General features: G+C 49.8%; 16 protein-coding genes, 2 pseudogenes and 1 riboswitch. Of the genes and pseudogenes, 4 read left to right on the forward strand and 14 right to left on the reverse strand.

Going from position 1 to position 17595, the window contains the following annotated elements:
- Positions 1 to 86 precede the first annotated feature (86 nt).
- The 9 genes and pseudogenes from ETR37_RS15520 to ETR37_RS19855 all read right to left on the reverse strand — a co-directional run.
- A complete protein-coding gene (locus tag ETR37_RS15520; protein WP_047757494.1) occupies positions 87 to 1415 on the reverse strand; it encodes a S8 family serine peptidase in 1329 nt (442 codons plus the stop codon).
- A gap of 125 nt (positions 1416 to 1540) precedes the next feature.
- The gene (locus tag ETR37_RS15525) at positions 1541 to 2284 is read right to left on the reverse strand and encodes an N-acetylmuramoyl-L-alanine amidase family protein (RefSeq protein ID WP_033024524.1); all 744 of its coding nucleotides are present in this window, start codon (positions 2282 to 2284) and stop codon (positions 1541 to 1543) included.
- A gap of 210 nt (positions 2285 to 2494) precedes the next feature.
- Positions 2495 to 3640 (reverse strand): ABC transporter permease, encoded by a 1146-nt coding sequence (locus tag ETR37_RS15530; RefSeq protein WP_014194663.1) that lies wholly within the window; start codon positions 3638 to 3640, stop codon positions 2495 to 2497.
- Position 3641: 1 nt separating this feature from the next.
- Complete coding sequence (locus ETR37_RS15535) at positions 3642 to 4745, reverse strand: ABC transporter permease (protein WP_014194662.1); 1104 nt, start codon at positions 4743 to 4745, stop codon at positions 3642 to 3644.
- Between the two features lie 37 nt (positions 4746 to 4782).
- Entirely contained in the window at positions 4783 to 5718 is a 936-nt protein-coding gene (locus ETR37_RS15540; RefSeq protein ID WP_062898312.1) for an ABC transporter ATP-binding protein, read from the reverse strand.
- Between the two features lie 102 nt (positions 5719 to 5820).
- Positions 5821 to 6927 (reverse strand): sensor histidine kinase, encoded by a 1107-nt coding sequence (locus ETR37_RS15545; protein ID WP_014194660.1) that lies wholly within the window; start codon positions 6925 to 6927, stop codon positions 5821 to 5823.
- 9 nt (positions 6928 to 6936) lie between these two features.
- Entirely contained in the window at positions 6937 to 7602 is a 666-nt protein-coding gene (locus ETR37_RS15550) for a response regulator (RefSeq protein ID WP_011229715.1), read from the reverse strand.
- A gap of 68 nt (positions 7603 to 7670) precedes the next feature.
- On the reverse strand, positions 7671 to 8126 hold the full coding sequence (locus ETR37_RS20815) for a helix-turn-helix domain-containing protein (protein ID WP_369770202.1): 456 nt from the start codon (positions 8124 to 8126) through the stop codon (positions 7671 to 7673).
- A pseudogene (locus tag ETR37_RS19855) lies at positions 8109 to 8186 on the reverse strand (helix-turn-helix domain-containing protein); the annotation flags it as partial. The pseudogene ETR37_RS19855 and the gene ETR37_RS20815, both read right to left, overlap by 18 nt.
- Before the next feature lie 580 nt (positions 8187 to 8766).
- A riboswitch (cobalamin riboswitch) is annotated at positions 8767 to 8956 on the forward strand.
- Positions 8957 to 9095: 139 nt separating this feature from the next.
- Between ETR37_RS19855 and metE the strand changes: the two are divergent.
- The 3 genes from metE to ETR37_RS15570 all read left to right on the forward strand — a co-directional run bounded on the left by metE (position 9096) and on the right by ETR37_RS15570 (position 12523).
- A complete protein-coding gene (gene metE / locus ETR37_RS15560; RefSeq protein WP_014194657.1) occupies positions 9096 to 11372 on the forward strand; it encodes a 5-methyltetrahydropteroyltriglutamate--homocysteine S-methyltransferase in 2277 nt (758 codons plus the stop codon).
- Complete coding sequence (locus ETR37_RS15565; protein ID WP_014194656.1) at positions 11363 to 11803, forward strand: acyl-CoA thioesterase; 441 nt, start codon at positions 11363 to 11365, stop codon at positions 11801 to 11803. The genes metE and ETR37_RS15565 overlap by 10 nt, the downstream gene beginning before the upstream one ends.
- A 255-nt stretch (positions 11804 to 12058) precedes the next feature.
- Positions 12059 to 12523, forward strand: coding sequence for a DinB family protein (locus ETR37_RS15570; RefSeq protein ID WP_014194655.1), 465 nt, complete (start codon positions 12059 to 12061; stop codon positions 12521 to 12523).
- Positions 12524 to 12626: 103 nt separating this feature from the next.
- On the opposite strand, the gene ETR37_RS15575 is transcribed toward ETR37_RS15570, so the two are convergent.
- Entirely contained in the window at positions 12627 to 13676 is a 1050-nt protein-coding gene (locus ETR37_RS15575; protein ID WP_020754705.1) for an NAD(P)/FAD-dependent oxidoreductase, read from the reverse strand.
- A 235-nt stretch (positions 13677 to 13911) separates the two neighbouring features.
- Positions 13912 to 14616 carry a DsbA family oxidoreductase gene (locus ETR37_RS15580; protein WP_033005329.1) on the reverse strand — a complete coding sequence of 235 codons (705 nt, stop codon included), beginning with the start codon at positions 14614 to 14616 and terminating at the stop codon, positions 13912 to 13914.
- A gap of 139 nt (positions 14617 to 14755) precedes the next feature.
- Between ETR37_RS15580 and ETR37_RS15585 the strand changes: the two genes are divergently transcribed.
- A complete protein-coding gene (locus ETR37_RS15585; protein ID WP_033005326.1) occupies positions 14756 to 15157 on the forward strand; it encodes a DoxX family protein in 402 nt (133 codons plus the stop codon).
- 50 nt (positions 15158 to 15207) lie between these two features.
- Here ETR37_RS15585 and ETR37_RS15590 read toward each other — a convergent pair whose 3' ends face one another.
- From ETR37_RS15590 to ETR37_RS15600, 3 genes and pseudogenes are all read right to left on the reverse strand, one after another.
- Positions 15208 to 16428, reverse strand: coding sequence for an iron-containing alcohol dehydrogenase (locus tag ETR37_RS15590; protein WP_020754702.1), 1221 nt, complete (start codon positions 16426 to 16428; stop codon positions 15208 to 15210).
- 16 nt (positions 16429 to 16444) lie between these two features.
- Positions 16445 to 16960, reverse strand: a pseudogene (locus ETR37_RS15595) (aldehyde dehydrogenase family protein); the annotation flags it as partial.
- A 91-nt stretch (positions 16961 to 17051) separates the two neighbouring features.
- Positions 17052 to 17342: a hypothetical protein gene (locus tag ETR37_RS15600; protein ID WP_240673910.1), complete on the reverse strand. Its 291-nt coding sequence runs from the start codon at positions 17340 to 17342 to the stop codon at positions 17052 to 17054.
- Between the last annotated feature and the right edge of the window lie 253 nt (positions 17343 to 17595).

Genomic DNA, 17595 nt, shown 5'->3' on the forward strand with positions numbered 1-17595 from the left:
GTTCGGGACTTTCACCCTATAGACTGCACCCATGCCGGGCGCACCCGTGAAGAGGGAAGCGATCAATGATCGCCTCCCTCTTTTTTCTAGCGCTGCAGCAGTTGCTCAATGGCCCGCTTCGCATTCACGTAACCCGCCCCATATACGTTCGGGTCGCGCCCTTTCCACAAATCGGCGCCGTCTTTTAACGCCTGCTTGATTTCATCCGGCGTTGCATTTGGTTTGGCCTGAAGCATCAACGCGACAATGCCGGCGCAAATCGGCGTCGCCATCGATGTACCGGACATCGATATATAATGGTCACCGACCCGGCTTTGCTTATTCATCTTGTCAAGAAATGAACGCGGGGCGCGAAGCGATATAATGTTGACCCCGGGAACGACGAGATCCGGTTTTGTCACCCCATACTCGGTCGGCCCTCGGCTCGAAAACGACGCCACCTCATCGTCGGCGCGCGTTGCCGCCGTATCATGATCGTCAAGAGCACCGACGGTAATGATGCGGTCGCTAATGCCCGGGCTTGAAATCGTCCCATAATTCGGCCCTTCATTCCCTGCCGCCGCACAGACGACAATGCCCTGCTCCCACGCCCGCTCCGCGACTTGCACGAGCGGATCATCATTTTCTATCGGAAACGGCTGCGGCTCCCCTCCAAGCGATAAGGAAATAATATGGATTCGCTTGGCCGAGTTTTTCTTATTGTAATCAATGCACCACTCAATGCCGCGTATGATCGTCTCGAGCGTCCCGCTTCCCGAACGGTCGAGCACCTTGATACCAATGAGGCTTGCCTCATACGCCGGTCCGGCATACAGCCCGTCCGACATGCGCCCGTTTCCGGCCGCATCGCCGGCGCAATGCGTACCGTGGCCGTTGTCATCATACGGGGTTGTGCGCCCATTGACAAAATCGACAAAGGCAGCAATCCTCCCCTCCAAATCCGGGTGCGGGTAAATGCCTGTGTCGACAATGGCGATCGTCACTCCTTTTCCGCTTAACTCCGTTCCGTTGACAGCCACATGTTTGGCATTGGCCGATGGGACTGCATTGTTTAACAGCGCCTTGACCTGCCGATTGAGGTACACTTTTTTCACTTTCGGATGCTCGAGCAGCTGCTCAATCGCTGCCGGCGTCACCCGTGCGCTGTAGAAGGGAACATGGCGAAAATGGTGGCGTACTTTCATACGGAAATGATCGCGTTCCGCCTTGGCCACTGCCTCCATCCCTTCAGCATTTTCGACTTCAATCAAGACGGAAAGCGTCCGCCATTTCCTCAGCCATCGCTCCACCCAACGATGGAAAATGCACGGCATGCGCATCATGGGCTTATACATATTGACAAGCGCATGACGAAGCGGACGGTCAAGCCGCGCTGCATGGCGGCGAGCGAGCTGCACGATCGAATAGGTGAACACATTCTTCCCCTCCTTGCGTGTTTCGCTATACTCATATGAGGGAAAGATCGCGAAAGAAGCGGCGAGCTCACCAAGACAAACAAACAAAAAGCTTGCCCAGCGAAAACTAGGCAAGCCTTTCTTATTTACATTCCAATCCGCTCCAACACAATGTATTTTGCTTTTCCTAAATAACGCTCCACTTGGCGCAGCACATTTTCCTTCTCCGCAAATGCCCCGACTTGCGTCCCATCCACGATGACGCGCGTCAAATCACTCCCACTTGGCGCCTGTCCCCCTCCTTCGTCCGGCCTGCTTGGCGGAGGATCGTTCGGAGCATTCGGTTTCTTCCGCAGCCCAAGCGCCCGCTCCAACCCGTTCACATGCCCGCGGGCGACCATGCGCAAAAAACGGGTATCATTCAGTTTTCCTGCATCCTCTTCCCGGTCAATAAACCCGTTCTCCGTGAGCACGGCTGGCATCGCGGTCTCCCGCAGCACATGAAAATTCGCTTTCTTTTTCCCACGATCGCGAAATCCCGTAGCTTTGACGACTTCTTCATGAATGGCATCACGAATGCGGGCTGTTGCCGAATCGTCATCGAGCCGATTATAAATATAATCTTCATACCCCGTGCCGCCGCCAGCATTCACGTGAATCGCGACGTATACATCCGCCCCCCATTGATTGGCCCGGTCCGTCCGCTCATCAAGTGACACCGTTTCATCTTTTGTTCGGCTTAGCTGCACGGAAACTCCTTCATACTCATTTTGCAGCAGACGATTGATTTCGAGAGCGATAAACAACGTAATGTCTTTTTCCAACAACCCGTTGCCGACCGCGCCGGCATCGTTCCCACCGTGACCTGGATCGAGAAAAATTTTAACCATTTTTCTTCTCCTTTCACATCCTTCGTCGTTTCGGAATATGGCACTGTTAGCATAAGCGTGGCACTCCAAAATGCCATAGATACTTCCCCAAGGCCAACAAATAAGGCGCAGTCAAAAAAACGACTGCACCTGACATTCCCGCTGATCGACTTGTTCGATATGATGAAAGCCCCCCACACAGCCATACAAGAAAACATAGACCGCTAGGCATTATACAAACTGTCCACTCTGTTGGCTTCGACTGAACTTGTAAACAGCCAGAAGGAAAAAGGTCAGCGCAAAGGCGAGAAGAATCAACAGATGCCAATACAAACTTCCGAAAGAGCGCCCCTCCTGCAGCTTTACCAAACAATCGAGCGCCCACCGCTGCGGTATAAAATACGCCGCTTTTTGCAAAAATTCCGGCATCAGCTCGACCGGCCAAAAACAGCCGGCCAGCATACATGTCGGCACGGTAATCAATGGCTGCAGCGCCCCGGCGGAAGCAGAGCTGTTCGCAAACATCACTGTAATCAAAGACAAGCCGATCGCGGATAAAGAGAAAAGCAGGAGCACCAGGGCCATTTGCCACATCGGAATATGAGGATCAATATGAAAGATGTTCTTCATGGCCACGAGTGTCACGATGATTTGTGCCGTCATCATCAACAAATTCACCACGATATTCGATAACACATACGTTCTCGCTTGAATCGGCGTCGTCAATAAGCGGGAATAGGTGCGCTCTTCTTTTTCTTTGATGATGATCTCCGTCAAATTTCCCGCTGACATCAACATAATCATGACCAAATAACCGATCGTTTGATACGTGACCCCTTTTTGTTTGGCTGTGTCGGACAGCGAGTGAACGGACAGGCGGAACGGCGCTTGTTGATACCGTTCATACATCTTCCAAAAGAGATCGCGATCCCCATTGGCCAATCGCCCCAATGTCGCCAAATGATCGATGTATTCATGCAAGTACGACTTGATGAACATCGTGATTTCCGCTCCCTTGAGCGAGACAAGTTCGATCGGCCGGGGCTGGCCGTGCTGAACGCTTTCGGAAAACCCTTGGGGGAAAATCAGCACGCCATCCACCTTTTGCGAGGTGATTTGGTCGTCCACCGCTGATAACTTCACGCTTTTCACGGAGAGATGATCAAGGCTTTTCAGAAAACGGATCGTATCATCGGAAATCCGCCCATGATCCTCATTGACCACCCCGATGCGCACATCCTTGGCCGGGGAGCTTCCGTAAGCAAACAAGGACAACAGAATCGCGGCCAAAGGGGTGCCGAAATAGAGCAAAAAATTGATTTTCCAACGAAACGTTCGCTTTAACGTATATCTCACCAACCAGATGACGTCATTCACCTTATAATCCCTCCCGTCTCGCCATCGACACGACAGCGATCATCAAAAACAACGCCGCTATACCGATATTCAGCAGCATAGTAGGAACGACGCTTGACAAATCGTTCGCATACACGATTTTGAAAATCGTGTCATTCATCCAAGAAAGCGGAGACAAATGGGCATACCATGCTGTTTCATCGATCGGAAAATAAGCGCCGCCGAAAAAGGAAGACAGCTGAATGATGACCATCGCAATCGTTCGCGCCGCTCCTTCCGTCCTTGCCATATAGCTCATCCCTAGACCAAAGCTGATGGCTAAGACCACCTCGGTCAACAGAAGCAGCCATACGAGGCTGACGTGATGCCCCCAATCGGCATGAAACACCCATTGGCTGAACAACATGACGACCGCAACACAAAGAAAATTCGCCGCCACGTTCCCGGTCAGCTTTCCAATAAAAATCTCGCTTTTGCGAACAGGAGCAGCCAAAAGGCGATCAGCCGTCTTCCGCGTCCGCTCCCCCCGCAGCAACGAACTGCCCGGCAATGCGCTGTATAAAGCAATCATCGTTGTCATCGCCACCGCATAATAATCCATCGCTCCCGGTTTGCGCTTGGAATGCAGCGACCGTTCTTGAATATACTCATCATGCACATGTTTATTGGATGGAACAAAACCAGGCTTCACCTCTGAAACGGCCATCGCCAGCTGGCATCGGCCGACAAACGCGGCCATCACCCCCTCTACAATGCTTCCTTTGATCTTGTTGCGCTCATTGGTGTACAACTCCACTCCATGCGGGCGGATCTCAATGTATCCATCCGCTTTTCCTTCCTGCACCGCTTTCGTTCCTTTTATCCGGTCGGATGCCTTTTGAAAATCGATGTGGGCTTTCTTCCCTGCTTGGATCATCGTTTGAATATACGGCGACAACGGCCCTGCTTTTTGATCGTTGTACAAGACGTGTACATCACCGACGGAAATCGTCCAGTGAAACGTGTTGGAAAGGGCTGTTCCTAAGATGAACATCAGTACGATCGGAAACAGCAGCATAAAAAATAGCGTCCGGACATCACGAAAATCGCTTTTGATTTCCTTGGCTGCAATGCGAAAAATATTCAAAAGAAGCACCTCCCTCGCATGATGGCACTCCAAACAGCTAATCCCGCAAATTTCTCCCCGTCAGCGCCAGAAAGACCGTTTCCAAGTTCGGTGATTTGTCTTCAAGCGAACGGATTTCGACACCGTCATTGATCAGGCATTGCACAATTTCGTTTAAATTATTGACACTGATATCCGAACTGATTTTGATCATATTTTCTTCACATTGCACCGCCTTGACCCCGGGAATGTCTTGAAGATGCTGCTTGTTGAGCCGATCCATCCCCCTGATTTCCAGCCAAATATCTTTTGTATCGGTGATAATCGCTTCCAGCTGCTCCTTTGTCCCCTCTGCGATGATCTTTCCATGATCAATGATGGCGATCCGTGTGCAAATCTCCTCCACTTCCTCCATATAGTGGCTTGTATAAATGATCGTGCATCCCATCTCATTGAGCTTTTTCACCGAAGCCAAAATATAATTTCGCGACTGCGGATCGATGCCGACTGTTGGTTCGTCCATAATGATGAGCTTCGGCCGATGGGCAAGAGCGCAGGCGATATTGAGCCTCCGTTTCATTCCCCCTGAGAAATGTTTCGGATAAATTTTGCGCTTATCGCTTAAACCGACAAACTCGAGCGCCTCTTCAACCCGCTGGCGCAACTCCGCGCCGCGCAGTCCATACAACCCGGCAAAAAATTCAACATTCTCATACGCCGTCAAATTTTCATAGATGGCGATTTCTTGAGGCACGATGCCGATCTGTCGTTTGGCAAACTGGCGATGCTTGGCGATGTCCTTGCCGAGAATCTTGATTTCTCCTGCATTCGGGCGCAGCAACCCAGCAATCATATTGATGGTTGTGCTTTTTCCCGCGCCATTGGCTCCGAGGAAGCCAAAAATTTCTCCTTCGGCAACCGTAAGAGACATATGATCGACAGCGATGAAGTCACCAAATTTTTTGGTCACTTGTTTGATCTCTAAAATGTTCATCGTTCCACCTTCTTTCCATGCTTGGTGTTATTGATTATAGAAAAAAAGATGAACTCCTGTAAGTGCAGGAATTCATCTCGTTGACATGAGAAAATTCACGATTTACTCATGAATCGGAAGCAACGTCGTGACAGAGAAACCGTTCGTTCCATCGACAATGACCGTGCCATGAACAGAGGCCGCCCGTTCCTCCATGCCGATGATCCCGAGTCCTTTCTTGATCTTGGCCGCACCTTTCCCGTTATCTTTCACTTCCACCTTGATGACTCGATTCAACACGTGAATTTCAACGGCAATGGCCGTGGCCTCAGCGTATTTGCTCGCATTCGTCAACGCTTCGGCAATGTTCTCATAAATCACTTTCCATTGGATTGGTGTAATCACATCCAAATCCCCTTTGCATACGAGCGGAACCGGGAGATGATGTTGGGCGGAAAATTCCTCAATGAATAATTTCACCCGATTCAGCCCGATTTGCTCGAGCGGTGGCTTGATCTGTTTTAATGTCATCCGGATTTGTTCCATGCCTTCTTTGGAAATATGGATGGCGTTTTCCAACAGTTGTTTCGCCTTGTCGCGGTCCCCATCCATCAACCGTTTGGCCGCCTCCATCTGAATGAGCGCTCCAGCGAGCGAGTGGCCGATTTGGTCATGGATGCGCTGCGACAGACGGTTCCGTTCTTCCAACTGCAACGTATATTCCGACTGCTTGATGTATTGATGATATTCGCTGATCCTTCTTGTCAGCCGATGCAAATCGTTGCGCATTTGATCCAAACGATCTTCTTGTTGTTCCATCCGCTCGATGTGCCGCTTGACTGCCGTCACGCTGACAAAACTGAACAATGCCACAAAGCCGTATAATTTCCCCGCCGATGGATCAAGCCAAATCATCGGCGTCAACAACACCGCCCCGATCCCCCAAACTCGGTGGATATACACGGAGGCCAGCTCATACCCATTGAGAGGCAGCAACAACGCCCATAACGGCTCCACAAAGGCGGCGGCTAGAACGAGAAGAGCAACGGAACCAAACGCCGCTCCCCTTTTCCAACTCATATGGCGAACGATCAGGGCAAACAGCTGAAGACAAAAATAGATCAGAGAGACTAGAACAAAGCCCGCTCCCGTTCTCTGTTTCGATGAAATGTAATCGAATGCCGCATAGCCCCATACAATCAGCTTGTAAATGATCAGCAGCGATTCCATAACATCCCCTCAGCCGACTTTTCCCGTCAGATAATAAACGGCAATTTGCGTTCGATGTTGCAGTCCGGTTTTGTCCAAAATCGATGTGATGTAATTGGCCACCGTTCCCTCGGAGAGAAATAGCTGTTTGGCAATCTCTTTATTCGAAAGCCCCTTCGCAATGAGCGCCATAATGTCCAACTCTCGTTCCGTAAACAGGCTTTTATCGATTTTCGGGGCTGCTTCTGTTTCTTCTTTTAAGTTGGACTTAATTTTGTCCATCACAATCTCCTGCATCACCACTTGGCCGTGATAAACCGCTTTGATCGCTTCGCGGATTCGTTCCGGATCGGTATTTTTCAAAAAATATCCTTTTGCACCGTATTGAATGGCGTCTAGAATGTATTCATCATCATCAAACGTCGTCAAGATGAGCGGCTTTGTCTTCGTCTGCTCGCATAGAAGCTTTGTCGCTTCCACTCCATTCATGTTCGGCATGCGCACATCCAATAACGCGACATCAACTTCATGATGTCGACAATATTCCACTGCCTCTTTCCCATCGCCTACAGTCGCGGCGACATCAAACTCGTCATACGTGCTTAAGATGATCCGCAGCCCTTCGCGGACAAAGGGATTGTCATCGGCGATGAGCACTTTTATGCGCGGAACATGGGACGAAGAGTGATGTTCCATCTTTACCCACCCCTTTTCATCATGACGCCTGTCCACTACCTCGCGTGCATGATTTTCATGGTTTACTTTCATCTTTCCAAAACCGGAGGAACTATTCTTTCAACGTGGACCATTCGTGCACACAAACATATGCCTTCAAGGCGGCCTTCTGTCCAGCGAGTGAGAAAATGATTGTACACAAATCGGCAACATCCTATGATGCTCCGGATATACGGTTCCTGTTCTTTTGTCGGATAGAGACGGACGGAACAGGCTTGGCGCATTCCAATCGTCAAGAAAATTATACCATATTGCGCTTCCTCCCACTCCTTTAAGGGGGAGAGGAGCACAAGATTTCTGTAATGAATAAGGGCGATTTTTTCCGTTGCCACAGAGGAAATGAACCAAAGCAAGAGCAGGCCGAACCGAGTCGACGCTGGGATGCGTCCGGTGTTGCCAAGAGTAGCTGTCGGATCAAGACATGGGAACAGAGCCAAGCTCGATCGAATAGGCAAAACGGAAGGCAGGTCGAGGTGCCCATTCACCAACGGAGCGATCATCCTGTACCGAAACAGTGCGATGTCGTGTCTCATCGACTTATCCATCTGGATCTCCTCCTCGTCTTTCCCACCATCCATATACATTTGAATGTCAATGACAAAGTCGTGAAACTTGATCAAATTTCCTCCCCATCTTTGAAACAAATGGAAATTTCCGCCCGAAACGGCTCCTCACCACAACATGTACTTGACAAGCAATACAGCTTCCTGCACAAAGATTTGAAAAAATCACTGATTTGTTGATTTTCCCTTACAAGCGTAAATGGGGTATGTTCAGAAAAAATCATGTACAACTTTTGGTGAAGAGCCTCCGAAACAATTCACAAAAAATTTAGCACACTCTTCAGAAAAGAGGGAAAAGGCTTTCTGAAAGAATGTACAAGAAACGGTGTTTTGTTTTCGCAGAAAAATTCCATGGGCAGCGCACTTTGCCCTCCACCCGGGGATGAAAATCACACGTCAGTCCTGCATTTTCACAAAAAACATATTTTTACATAAAATACTAATATTAACTCAAAAAATATCCCTGCTTACTATGCCGTTATGCCTCTTAAAACCCCTTCACAAAAACATTTCGGTTGAAAAAAACAAAAAATTCTTTTATTCTAAATTTTATACAACCAAATAATCAGTTCACGCAACAGGTGGTTCACACATGTGGTGAACCTTAAAAGGGAAGTTTGGTGAAAATCCAACACGGTCGCGCCACTGTGATGCAGAGCTGTTTATCACAATCCACTGTTTCATTTGAAATGGGAAGGAGATAAACAGCGATGAAGCTAAGTCAGGAGACCTGCCTGTTGTATGCACTTTCGACCTACGCGTCATAGGGAGGAGTGAGGACATATGATATTGAGGCACTTCACGTATCTCAATACAAGCTAGTTATACCCTCCTTCCGTTGGAAGAGGGTTTTTTGCTTGATTGGGATCAAATAACTGGAGGTGCTTCCACATGTTCATCCGCAGTTCAAATGTAGGGTATCCACGCATTGGGGAGAAAAGAGAATGGAAAAAGACGTTAGAATCGTTTTGGAATGGGCAGATCACCAAAGAACAATGCACCAAAATGATGGAAGCGATTCGACTTGATTCGATTCGTAAACAGATGGAGAAAGGAATCGATCTCATTCCAATTGGAGATTTTTCTTTATACGATCACGTATTAGATACAGCATTCATGTTTGGATATATTCCAGAGCAATTTCAACAAATAGACGATACACTTGAGCAATATTTTGCGATGGCACGCGGGACAAATGGGCAACATGCGCTTGAAATGACGAAATGGTTTAATACAAATTACCATTACATCGTGCCTGAAATTGGACAAACAAAGCCAAGATTAGTGGAGAATCGCCTATTGAAAGAATACAACCTTGTAAAAGAAACATTCGATTTAGAAACAAAACCTGTGTTGCTTGGACCGATTACGTTTCTTTTGCTTTCTAAGCAATACGATCGACACGAGTGGCGCAAACATCTCGCACGATTAGTTCCTGTTTATGTAGAATTATTCAAACAACTAAGCGAAGCGGGCGTGTCATTCGTCCAAATCGATGAACCGATTCTCGTCCAAGATATAGACGATGACATCGTCGATGCATTTCGTGATGTATATGAAGTTTTTCATCGCGGTGTACCAAATATAAACCTTATTTTACAAACATATTTTGATAGCGTGTCGCATTATCGTGAAATCGTTGCTTTACCTGTCGCAGGCATTGGGCTTGACTTTGTACATGATAATGGCGAAAACATGAAAAACATAAACACCTATGGATTTCCGAAAGATAAAATATTAGTTGCTGGGATTGTAGATGGCCGCAATGTATGGAAAAGTTCGCTTGCCCAAAAAGCGACGCTCCTTCACCATCTAGCAAACGTTGCTGAACAACTGATCATTCAACCGTCTTGCAGCTTACTGCACGTCCCTGTCACGACAAAACACGAACATTCACTGCCGCCGGAGCTCGCTGGGGCTTTATCATTTGCCGATGAAAAATTAGATGAAATACGTATGCTGACAGAATATATGAAAGGAAACACAACAATCGACAAGCTAATCCAATACGACGAACAAACAAACAGTAATTTAGCCAAGTTCCGCAAACAACAAGAACAAATAAACGAGATCACAGCCGTTCCGGTAAGCCGAACACCTTACAGCAAACGACGAAAGATACAACAATCACATTTGCAACTCCCGCTGTTGCCGACAACGACAATCGGCAGCTTCCCGCAGACGAGCGACGTGCGTCAAGCTCGGATGAAGTGGAAAAAAGGGGAATGGAACGATCATCAATATAAGTCCTTTATAAAGAAAGAAATCGCAAAATGGATCGACATTCAAGAGCAACTGCAGCTCGACGTGCTTGTCCATGGGGAATTTGAGCGCACAGATATGGTAGAATTTTTCGGTGAAAAGCTGCAAGGCATGGCATGCACGACAAACGGCTGGGTACAATCGTATGGATCACGTTGTGTTCGCCCGCCCATTATTTTTAGCCATGTGTCCTACCAACAACCGATGACCGTAGAAGAAACGGTATATGCCCAGTCGCTGACCCATAAACCTGTCAAAGGCATGCTGACAGGCCCTGTAACCATGTTAAACTGGTCGTTCGTTCGCGACGACATTCCACGAAAACATGTGCTGACACAGCTCGCCTTGGCCATTCGTGAAGAAGTGTTGCGCTTGGAAGCGAAAGGCATACGCATCATTCAAGTCGATGAACCAGCATTGCGGGAAGGATTGCCATTGAAAAAGGAAAAACACGCATCCTATTGGGAAGATGCCGTTATGGCGTTTCGTCTTGCTACCTCATCAGTGAAAGAGGAAACGCAAATTCATACCCATATGTGCTATTCACAGTTTGAACAGATGATGCATGTCATCGATAAACTTGATGCCGACGTCATTTCCATTGAATCATCGCGAAGCCATGGTGAGCTTATTGCTGCATTTGAAACATATGAGTACAAAAAAGAAATCGGCTTAGGGGTTTATGACATTCACAGCCCACGCATTCCGACAAAAAAAGAAATAAGCGAACAAATCGAGCGAGCGCTTCGCGTCCTTCGTCCAGAACAATTTTGGGTCAATCCCGATTGCGGATTAAAAACGCGAAAAGAAAAGGAAGCAATTGCCGCACTCAAAGCGATGGTGGAAGCCGCGCGCGAATACCGGGAGCGACTTTTGGCTTGCGGAGGGAAACCGTCATGGAAGTAAACGTCGAGCAATCAAAAACGATTCAAATGCGGCTCGTTTTGCCTTCTGATACGAACCATCTTGGCACGATTTTTGGCGGCACCGTTTTAGCGTATATTGATGAAATTGCAGCAATATCCGCCATGCGCCATGCACGAAAAGCGGTCGTCACCGTTTCGATCGACAAAGTTGATTTCATTTCGTCCGCGAAAGTAGGCGATATTTTAAAACTTGAAGCATTCGTCTACTCGACTGGACGCACATCCATGAAGGTATTCGTCAAAGTCGAAACAGAAGATTTATTTACAGGCGAACATCACTTGACCACTACATGCTTTTTGACGATGGTCGCCATCGATCAAAACAAAAAACCGACGCCTGTTCCAAAAGTCATCATTAGCGAACAGGAGGAACAAATCGTACAACTGTATCAGCAAAACAATAAGGTATAAATATTTATACCCCAGACTGTTGAAAAACGATTTTGTCAAGGACAAAATCGTTTTTCTTTTTGGCTCTTCACCACAACATGTACTTGACAAGCAATACGGTTTCCTGCACAAAGATGTGCAAAAATCACGGATTTGTTGATTTTCCCTCACAAGCGTAAATAGGGTATGTTCAGAAAAAATCAAGTACAACTTTTGGTGAAGAGCCTTTATGGTAAAATAGAAAATAGAAGTCCATAACCAAAGGGAGGAATGGCCATGTCCCGCGCACAACAATGGGTGCAATATTTCCTTTCGCACCGCCGTGTCACGCTGGAACTGATCCACAAAATCGACGAAGCGCATTATGATTACAAACCGACGCCGACCTCGATGACAGCGAAGCAGCTGGCGACGCATATGCTGTTCAGCTTCTACAATTTCGCTAATACGGCAAAACACGGCGATCCATCGCTGTTCCGGCAAAAAATCGAGGAGCCGGAGACGAATTTGGCCAAGCTGGCGGAAACATATACGGAAAAAACGAGGCAGCTCATCGAATCGATGAGCGATGACGACTTCGACCGGACGCTCGATTTAACATCGATTTTCGGCATTCAAATTCCAGCCAAGCAGTTGTTGCAAATGGCAATGGATCACGAAATTCATCATAAAGGCCAGCTGTTCGTCTACGTCCGCGGCATGGGGCATACGGACTTACCGCTTTTTGTCAAACGCGGTTAAAACTAACGAAGGGGGATCCCAGACAGAAACGGGACACCCCTTTCTTATTTTTGTCTGCCAAACCTGAAAAAGAAATTCATTGCAAGGTATTTCACCCTGCTCCCTATACCCCCTTGATCAACTGCTCGATGATCGCTTGATTTTTCTCTTGAAACCGCTCGTTATGAGAGGAGACCATGGCAAATCGTTCCGCTGATGGATCAATGAACCGCTTGGCACTGTTGACTGCATTGGCGGCGTCTTGGAAAGCTCCGGCGATCAGATGAAGTTTGCCGTCATACTTTAAAATGTCGCCCGCCGCATACAGCCCCGGCACCGAAGTCTCGCTGTTCGCATTGCCCGCGATATAGTAGTCATCCACCATTTCGATATGCAAAGGGCTGTTTTTCAGAAGCGAAGTGTCAATTTCATAACCATGGCTGACGATCACCTCATCCACGGGCAGATGGACGACCTCACCGGTCGCATGGTTGGTCAGCTCGACCTGCTCAATGGCATGATGGCGGGCATCAGCAATCAGTTTCGTAATCGATGTATGAAAATAACAAACCGCCCCGCTGTGAAGCAGCTGTGAAACTTGCGCTTCATGGCCTTTGAACTCTTCGTTTCGGTAGGTGACATAAACGGTTTTGGCGATCGGCACGAGCTCGTTTGCCCAATCGACCGCCGAATTGCCGCCGCCGGAAATGATCACGGTTTTCCCTTTAAATCGCTGGAGCGATTTGACGGTATAATGCAAATTCGTCACCTCAAATGTTTCCGCCCCTTCGATGTCCAGCTTTTTCGGTTTGATGATGCCGCTTCCGACTGCTACAATGACCGTTTTGGACCAATGTTGCGCTCCTGAAGCGGTTTGCAGCAAAAATGTGCCGTCCGGTTGGCGTAGGATGGCCGTGACTTTTTCATTCAAAACGATTGTTGGGTCAAATAACAGCGCCTGCTTGATCAATTGGTTCATCAATTGTTCTCCTGTAATGGGCGCATGCCCTCCGACATCCCAAATAAACTTTTCCGGGTAGACATGCAACTTGCCGCCCAACTGCGGCTGGTACTCGATCAACTTCGTCTTCATTTGACGCAGCCCGCTGTAAAACGATGCATACAATCCCGCTGGTCCGCCGCCGATAATGGTGACATCGTACAAATCGGCCATCACTGTTCCCTCCGCATCTGATTTAAAAACGATTTTCATTATCATTAAATGTACCATACTTCCTAATCGGATGACAACTTCATCATCAAAGAGGGTGTCCCCAACGCAACGGGACACCCTTTCTTTCTTGCAAGAAGGCAGGAACAAATCACTGCGGCGACACGATCTATCTATTGAATCTCTCAAAGAGAGACGATCTTTTGAGACCGCCTCTACCCAACCATTCCATATCGATTCAATTGAATCGGCAATCATCGTCTCCACACGCCCGCCCCTCTTCACCGAGAAGCTGCAGCGGCCGCGATTGTTCTTCCTCCCATACCTTCTCCAGCGCCCGCCGGAACACGTCAACCGGCTGGGCGCCGGAAATCGCATACTTCCCGTTGAAAACAAAAAACGGCACACCGCGGATGCCCAACGCCGCCGCTTCTTCCTCATCGCGGCGCACCTCTTGTGTGTAGCGGCCGCTGGCCAACACTTCTTCCGCTTCCGTCCGCTCAAGCCCGGCCGCTTCGGCGATCGCAAGCAGCACATTGCGGTCGCTGATTCGCTTCGACTCCGTGAAATACGCATAAAACAGCCGTTCCACCATGTCGTTCAGCTTCCCTTTTTCCTTGGCGTATTGCGCCAACCGGTGGGCGTCAAACGTGTTCGTCGGCTTCATCGTCTCAAAGCGGAACGTCAAGCCGACCGCCTCCGCCTGCCGGCCGATATCGGCGTTCGCCCGCTTCGCTTCTTCAAGCGAAATGCCGTATTTGTTGGCGATGATTTCGTGAATCGTCAACGGGGTCTCGTTTGGTGCGTTTGGATCGAGTTCAAAGCTGCGGAATACGATTTCAACGTTTTCCCGGTGCGGAAATGGCTCAAGCGCCTGTTCCAAGCGACGTTTGCCGATATAGCAAAACGGGCAGACAAAATCGGACCATACTTCAATTTTCATGGCCATCCTCCTCTACTTTTGACGCGCTTCCCCTCCATTGTAGCCCATCGCTGGTCAAATGGCGAATGAAAGGCATGGGGGCGGACCCGCCCGCATACATTGTACTACCATGCTGTTGGGACAAGGAGGACAAAAACCGATGCATTCTCACGAACTAGGCGCTTTTCTATTGCGGATTGTCACCGGATTCATCTTTTTCGCCCATGGGTGGGTGAAATGGCAACGGGGGCTTGAGGCGGCAACGGATTCGTTTGTTGCTATGGGCCTTCCCGGCTGGCTCGCCTACATCGTGACGATGGTGGAGCTTGCCGGCGGCTGGGCGATGATGCTTGGCCTTGGCACACGGCCGATTGCGGCGGTGTTTGTCATTATCATGGCCGGAGCCATCGCCACCGCCAAAGCCGACGCCGGTTTGCTTGGCAACGGACGGGAAACGGGCTATGAATTCAACCTCGCCTTGCTTGCAATGTCCGTATATTTGTGGCTGAACGGCAGCCGGCTTTGGTCGTTAGATGCGGTCATCGGACGGCCGCGGGGCTGAACAGCCGGCACGAAAACAGGTGTCCCGCATACCGAACGGGACACCTGTTTCTACTTGCCTTGTCCTTTTTCCACTGTCAGCTTGACGACGCGCTCACCGATGGCTTGAATCAATTCCGGCGGCATCGGGAAGCTGACTGCGGCCGGATCGGAGGCAACCGCCGGGATGGTGGCGGCAAATTGCTCCGCCGTGATCGGGTAGTCAGCAAAATCCCTTGGCAAGCCAATGTCGTCGCGCAGCTGGCGGATTCGTTCAATGGACTTCGCCAACAGCACATCGTCTCCTTGGCCGTGATCGTGAATGCCAAGCGCTTGAGCGAGCAGCTTCGCTTTCGGCAAATACAACTCCGGAATCGCTTCCATCACGACCGGCAGAAAGACAGCGTTCGCCAATCCGTGGGGAATGCGGAACATCGCTCCGTACGCATGGGCGAAATTGTGCACCGGAATAGCGTTTAAGGCAAAGCTGAACGCGGTGATGCCGAGCAGGCTCGCCTGCAGCATCTCCAAGCGGGCGCGGATGTTTCCGCCGTCGCGGACCGCTATCGGCAAGTAGTCGCGGATCAGGCGGATCGCCTGCAAGGCGCACGCATCGGTCATGGCGGTCGCCATCGGCGAGGCGAGCGCTTCAATGGCATGGGTGAGCGCGTCCATGCCGGTAAACGCCGTCACCTTCGGGGGAAGCCCTACCGTTAAATCAGGATCCAAAACGGCCACATCAGCATTGATAAACGGATTGATGATGTTCGTTTTCAAGCGCAGCTCTTCATTATAAATGACTGCGATCGGCGATACTTCCGACCCCGTGCCGGCCGTCGTCGGGATGGCGATGTGCGGAATCGGCATGAATTGCGCCTGCGGGAACGACTCGTACCGCAGCCCGCCTGGAATCGCCTCTTTAATGTCACGCAACCCTTTAAACAGGGCGTATTTCACCCCTTTGGCCGTATCGAGCACGCTGCCGCCGCCGACCGCCAACAAGGCGTCAGCTCCGATCTCGCGCGCATAGCGCACCGCTTCATTGACGCATTCGCTCTCCGCATCTTGGCGAATATCTAAAAAGATGCCGGCCAGCTCCGGTCCAACGCCGCGCGTTGTCAGCCGAAACAGATCGGCCACTTTCTCCACGACCCCAGCCTGCTCGAGTCCTCGGTCGGAAAGCAATAGCACCCGCTTAGCACCCAGCCCGCGGAACAAGTCCGGCACGAGCGCGCGGGCGTTCGATCCGGTGTAAATGGCGGTGCGCAGCCAAAAGTTCGCTAACGTCGTCATGTTCCTTCGTCCCCCTTTACTTTTTCATCATAGCGTGCAGGCGGGAAAACAGCACTTGATACCATTTCCGCTTTTCAAGCTCCGGCACCATTGATGTGTGCACATGCTTCAGCTGCGTGTAAGCATCAAGCGAATATTTGCCCATCTCGCGCCCGATGCCGCTTTGCTTGTAGCCGCCAAACGGCGCGTCATTGCGCAGCATATGCCAGTCATTGATCCAGACGACCCCAGCCTGCAGACGCCCGGCGATGGCGTACGCCTTGTTGACGTCGCGCGTCCAGACGCCGGCCGCCAGCCCGTAGATCGTATCGTTGGCCATCGCCACTGCCTCTTCCACGTCATGATAGCGGATGATCGACAACACTGGACCGAAAATCTCTTCTTGGGCGATTTTCATGTCATTCGTGACATTCGAAAAAATCGTCGGCGCGACAAAATGGCCGCCTTCACAGCCGGGCACTTCGACTTCATGACCTCCGCATACAATGGTCGCACCTTCTTGCTTGCCGGCTTCAATATAGACATCTATCGATTTCCATTGGCGTCGAACAGCCGGTCATCATTGCCGGTTGGCGTCTGCCTGTTCAACGTATAGAAAGCCGTTTTTCGGCCTAGCCTCCCTCTCACCCGACATGTTCGCTTTCTTCGAGTCCAAACAGCTCGTCAAACGGTTTCTCCTGCGCTTTTTTCAACACTTCCATCCTCGCTGCCAGTTGGCGGGCGGTGAAATTCATGATGTCGGCATGGTGATCGGGGCCGAACATCGAATCGTGGGCCGCCGCTTCCAACCGCTTGGCCTTTTGGTAAAGCCGAAATGGAAACGAATCTTCCTGCAGCCCGCGGCTGCCTGTTGTAACCAACGGCTCGGCCCGCCGCACGGTCACCACTCCTTTTCTATTTTTTCTCGAACTCACTGGATATGATGCTTCTCCATCGATGATCATGGGGCAAGTTCATTTATGTAAGGGCTTACAAGAAAGGCCTTGTTACGAAAGGTAGGTCGTCATCTAAGAGGAAGATTGCACAAATGACTGGAGCGTTATGAATAGTCACTCATTTTCTCTCATTCTAGCAATCTTCTTTTCCTTTCGTCAACGAAAAGCGAATGACATTTTCCGACAATAATCGAGTAGGAGAGGGTGACTAACCCTCGTCCTCTCACACCAC

The organism is Geobacillus sp. PK12, assembly GCF_004123125.1.
Classification (GTDB): domain Bacteria; phylum Bacillota; class Bacilli; order Bacillales; family Anoxybacillaceae; genus Geobacillus; species Geobacillus zalihae.

Coding starts and splice junctions, on each gene's coding strand:
- ETR37_RS15570 (WP_014194655.1), top strand. CDS start 12,059: ATGTCCCGCGCACAACAATGGGTGCAATATTTCCTTTCGCACCGCCGT.
- ETR37_RS15580 (WP_033005329.1), bottom strand. CDS start 14,616: ATGAAAATTGAAGTATGGTCCGATTTTGTCTGCCCGTTTTGCTATATC.
- ETR37_RS15590 (WP_020754702.1), bottom strand. CDS start 16,428: ATGACGACGTTAGCGAACTTTTGGCTGCGCACCGCCATTTACACCGGA.
- ETR37_RS15525 (WP_033024524.1), bottom strand. CDS start 2,284: ATGGTTAAAATTTTTCTCGATCCAGGTCACGGTGGGAACGATGCCGGC.
- ETR37_RS15550 (WP_011229715.1), bottom strand. CDS start 7,602: ATGGAACATCACTCTTCGTCCCATGTTCCGCGCATAAAAGTGCTCATC.
- ETR37_RS15565 (WP_014194656.1), top strand. CDS start 11,363: ATGGAAGTAAACGTCGAGCAATCAAAAACGATTCAAATGCGGCTCGTT.
- metE (WP_014194657.1), top strand. CDS start 9,096: ATGTTCATCCGCAGTTCAAATGTAGGGTATCCACGCATTGGGGAGAAA.
- ETR37_RS15585 (WP_033005326.1), top strand. CDS start 14,756: ATGCATTCTCACGAACTAGGCGCTTTTCTATTGCGGATTGTCACCGGA.
- ETR37_RS15540 (WP_062898312.1), bottom strand. CDS start 5,718: ATGAACATTTTAGAGATCAAACAAGTGACCAAAAAATTTGGTGACTTC.
- ETR37_RS15545 (WP_014194660.1), bottom strand. CDS start 6,927: ATGGAATCGCTGCTGATCATTTACAAGCTGATTGTATGGGGCTATGCG.
- ETR37_RS15575 (WP_020754705.1), bottom strand. CDS start 13,676: ATGGCCGATTTGTACGATGTCACCATTATCGGCGGCGGACCAGCGGGA.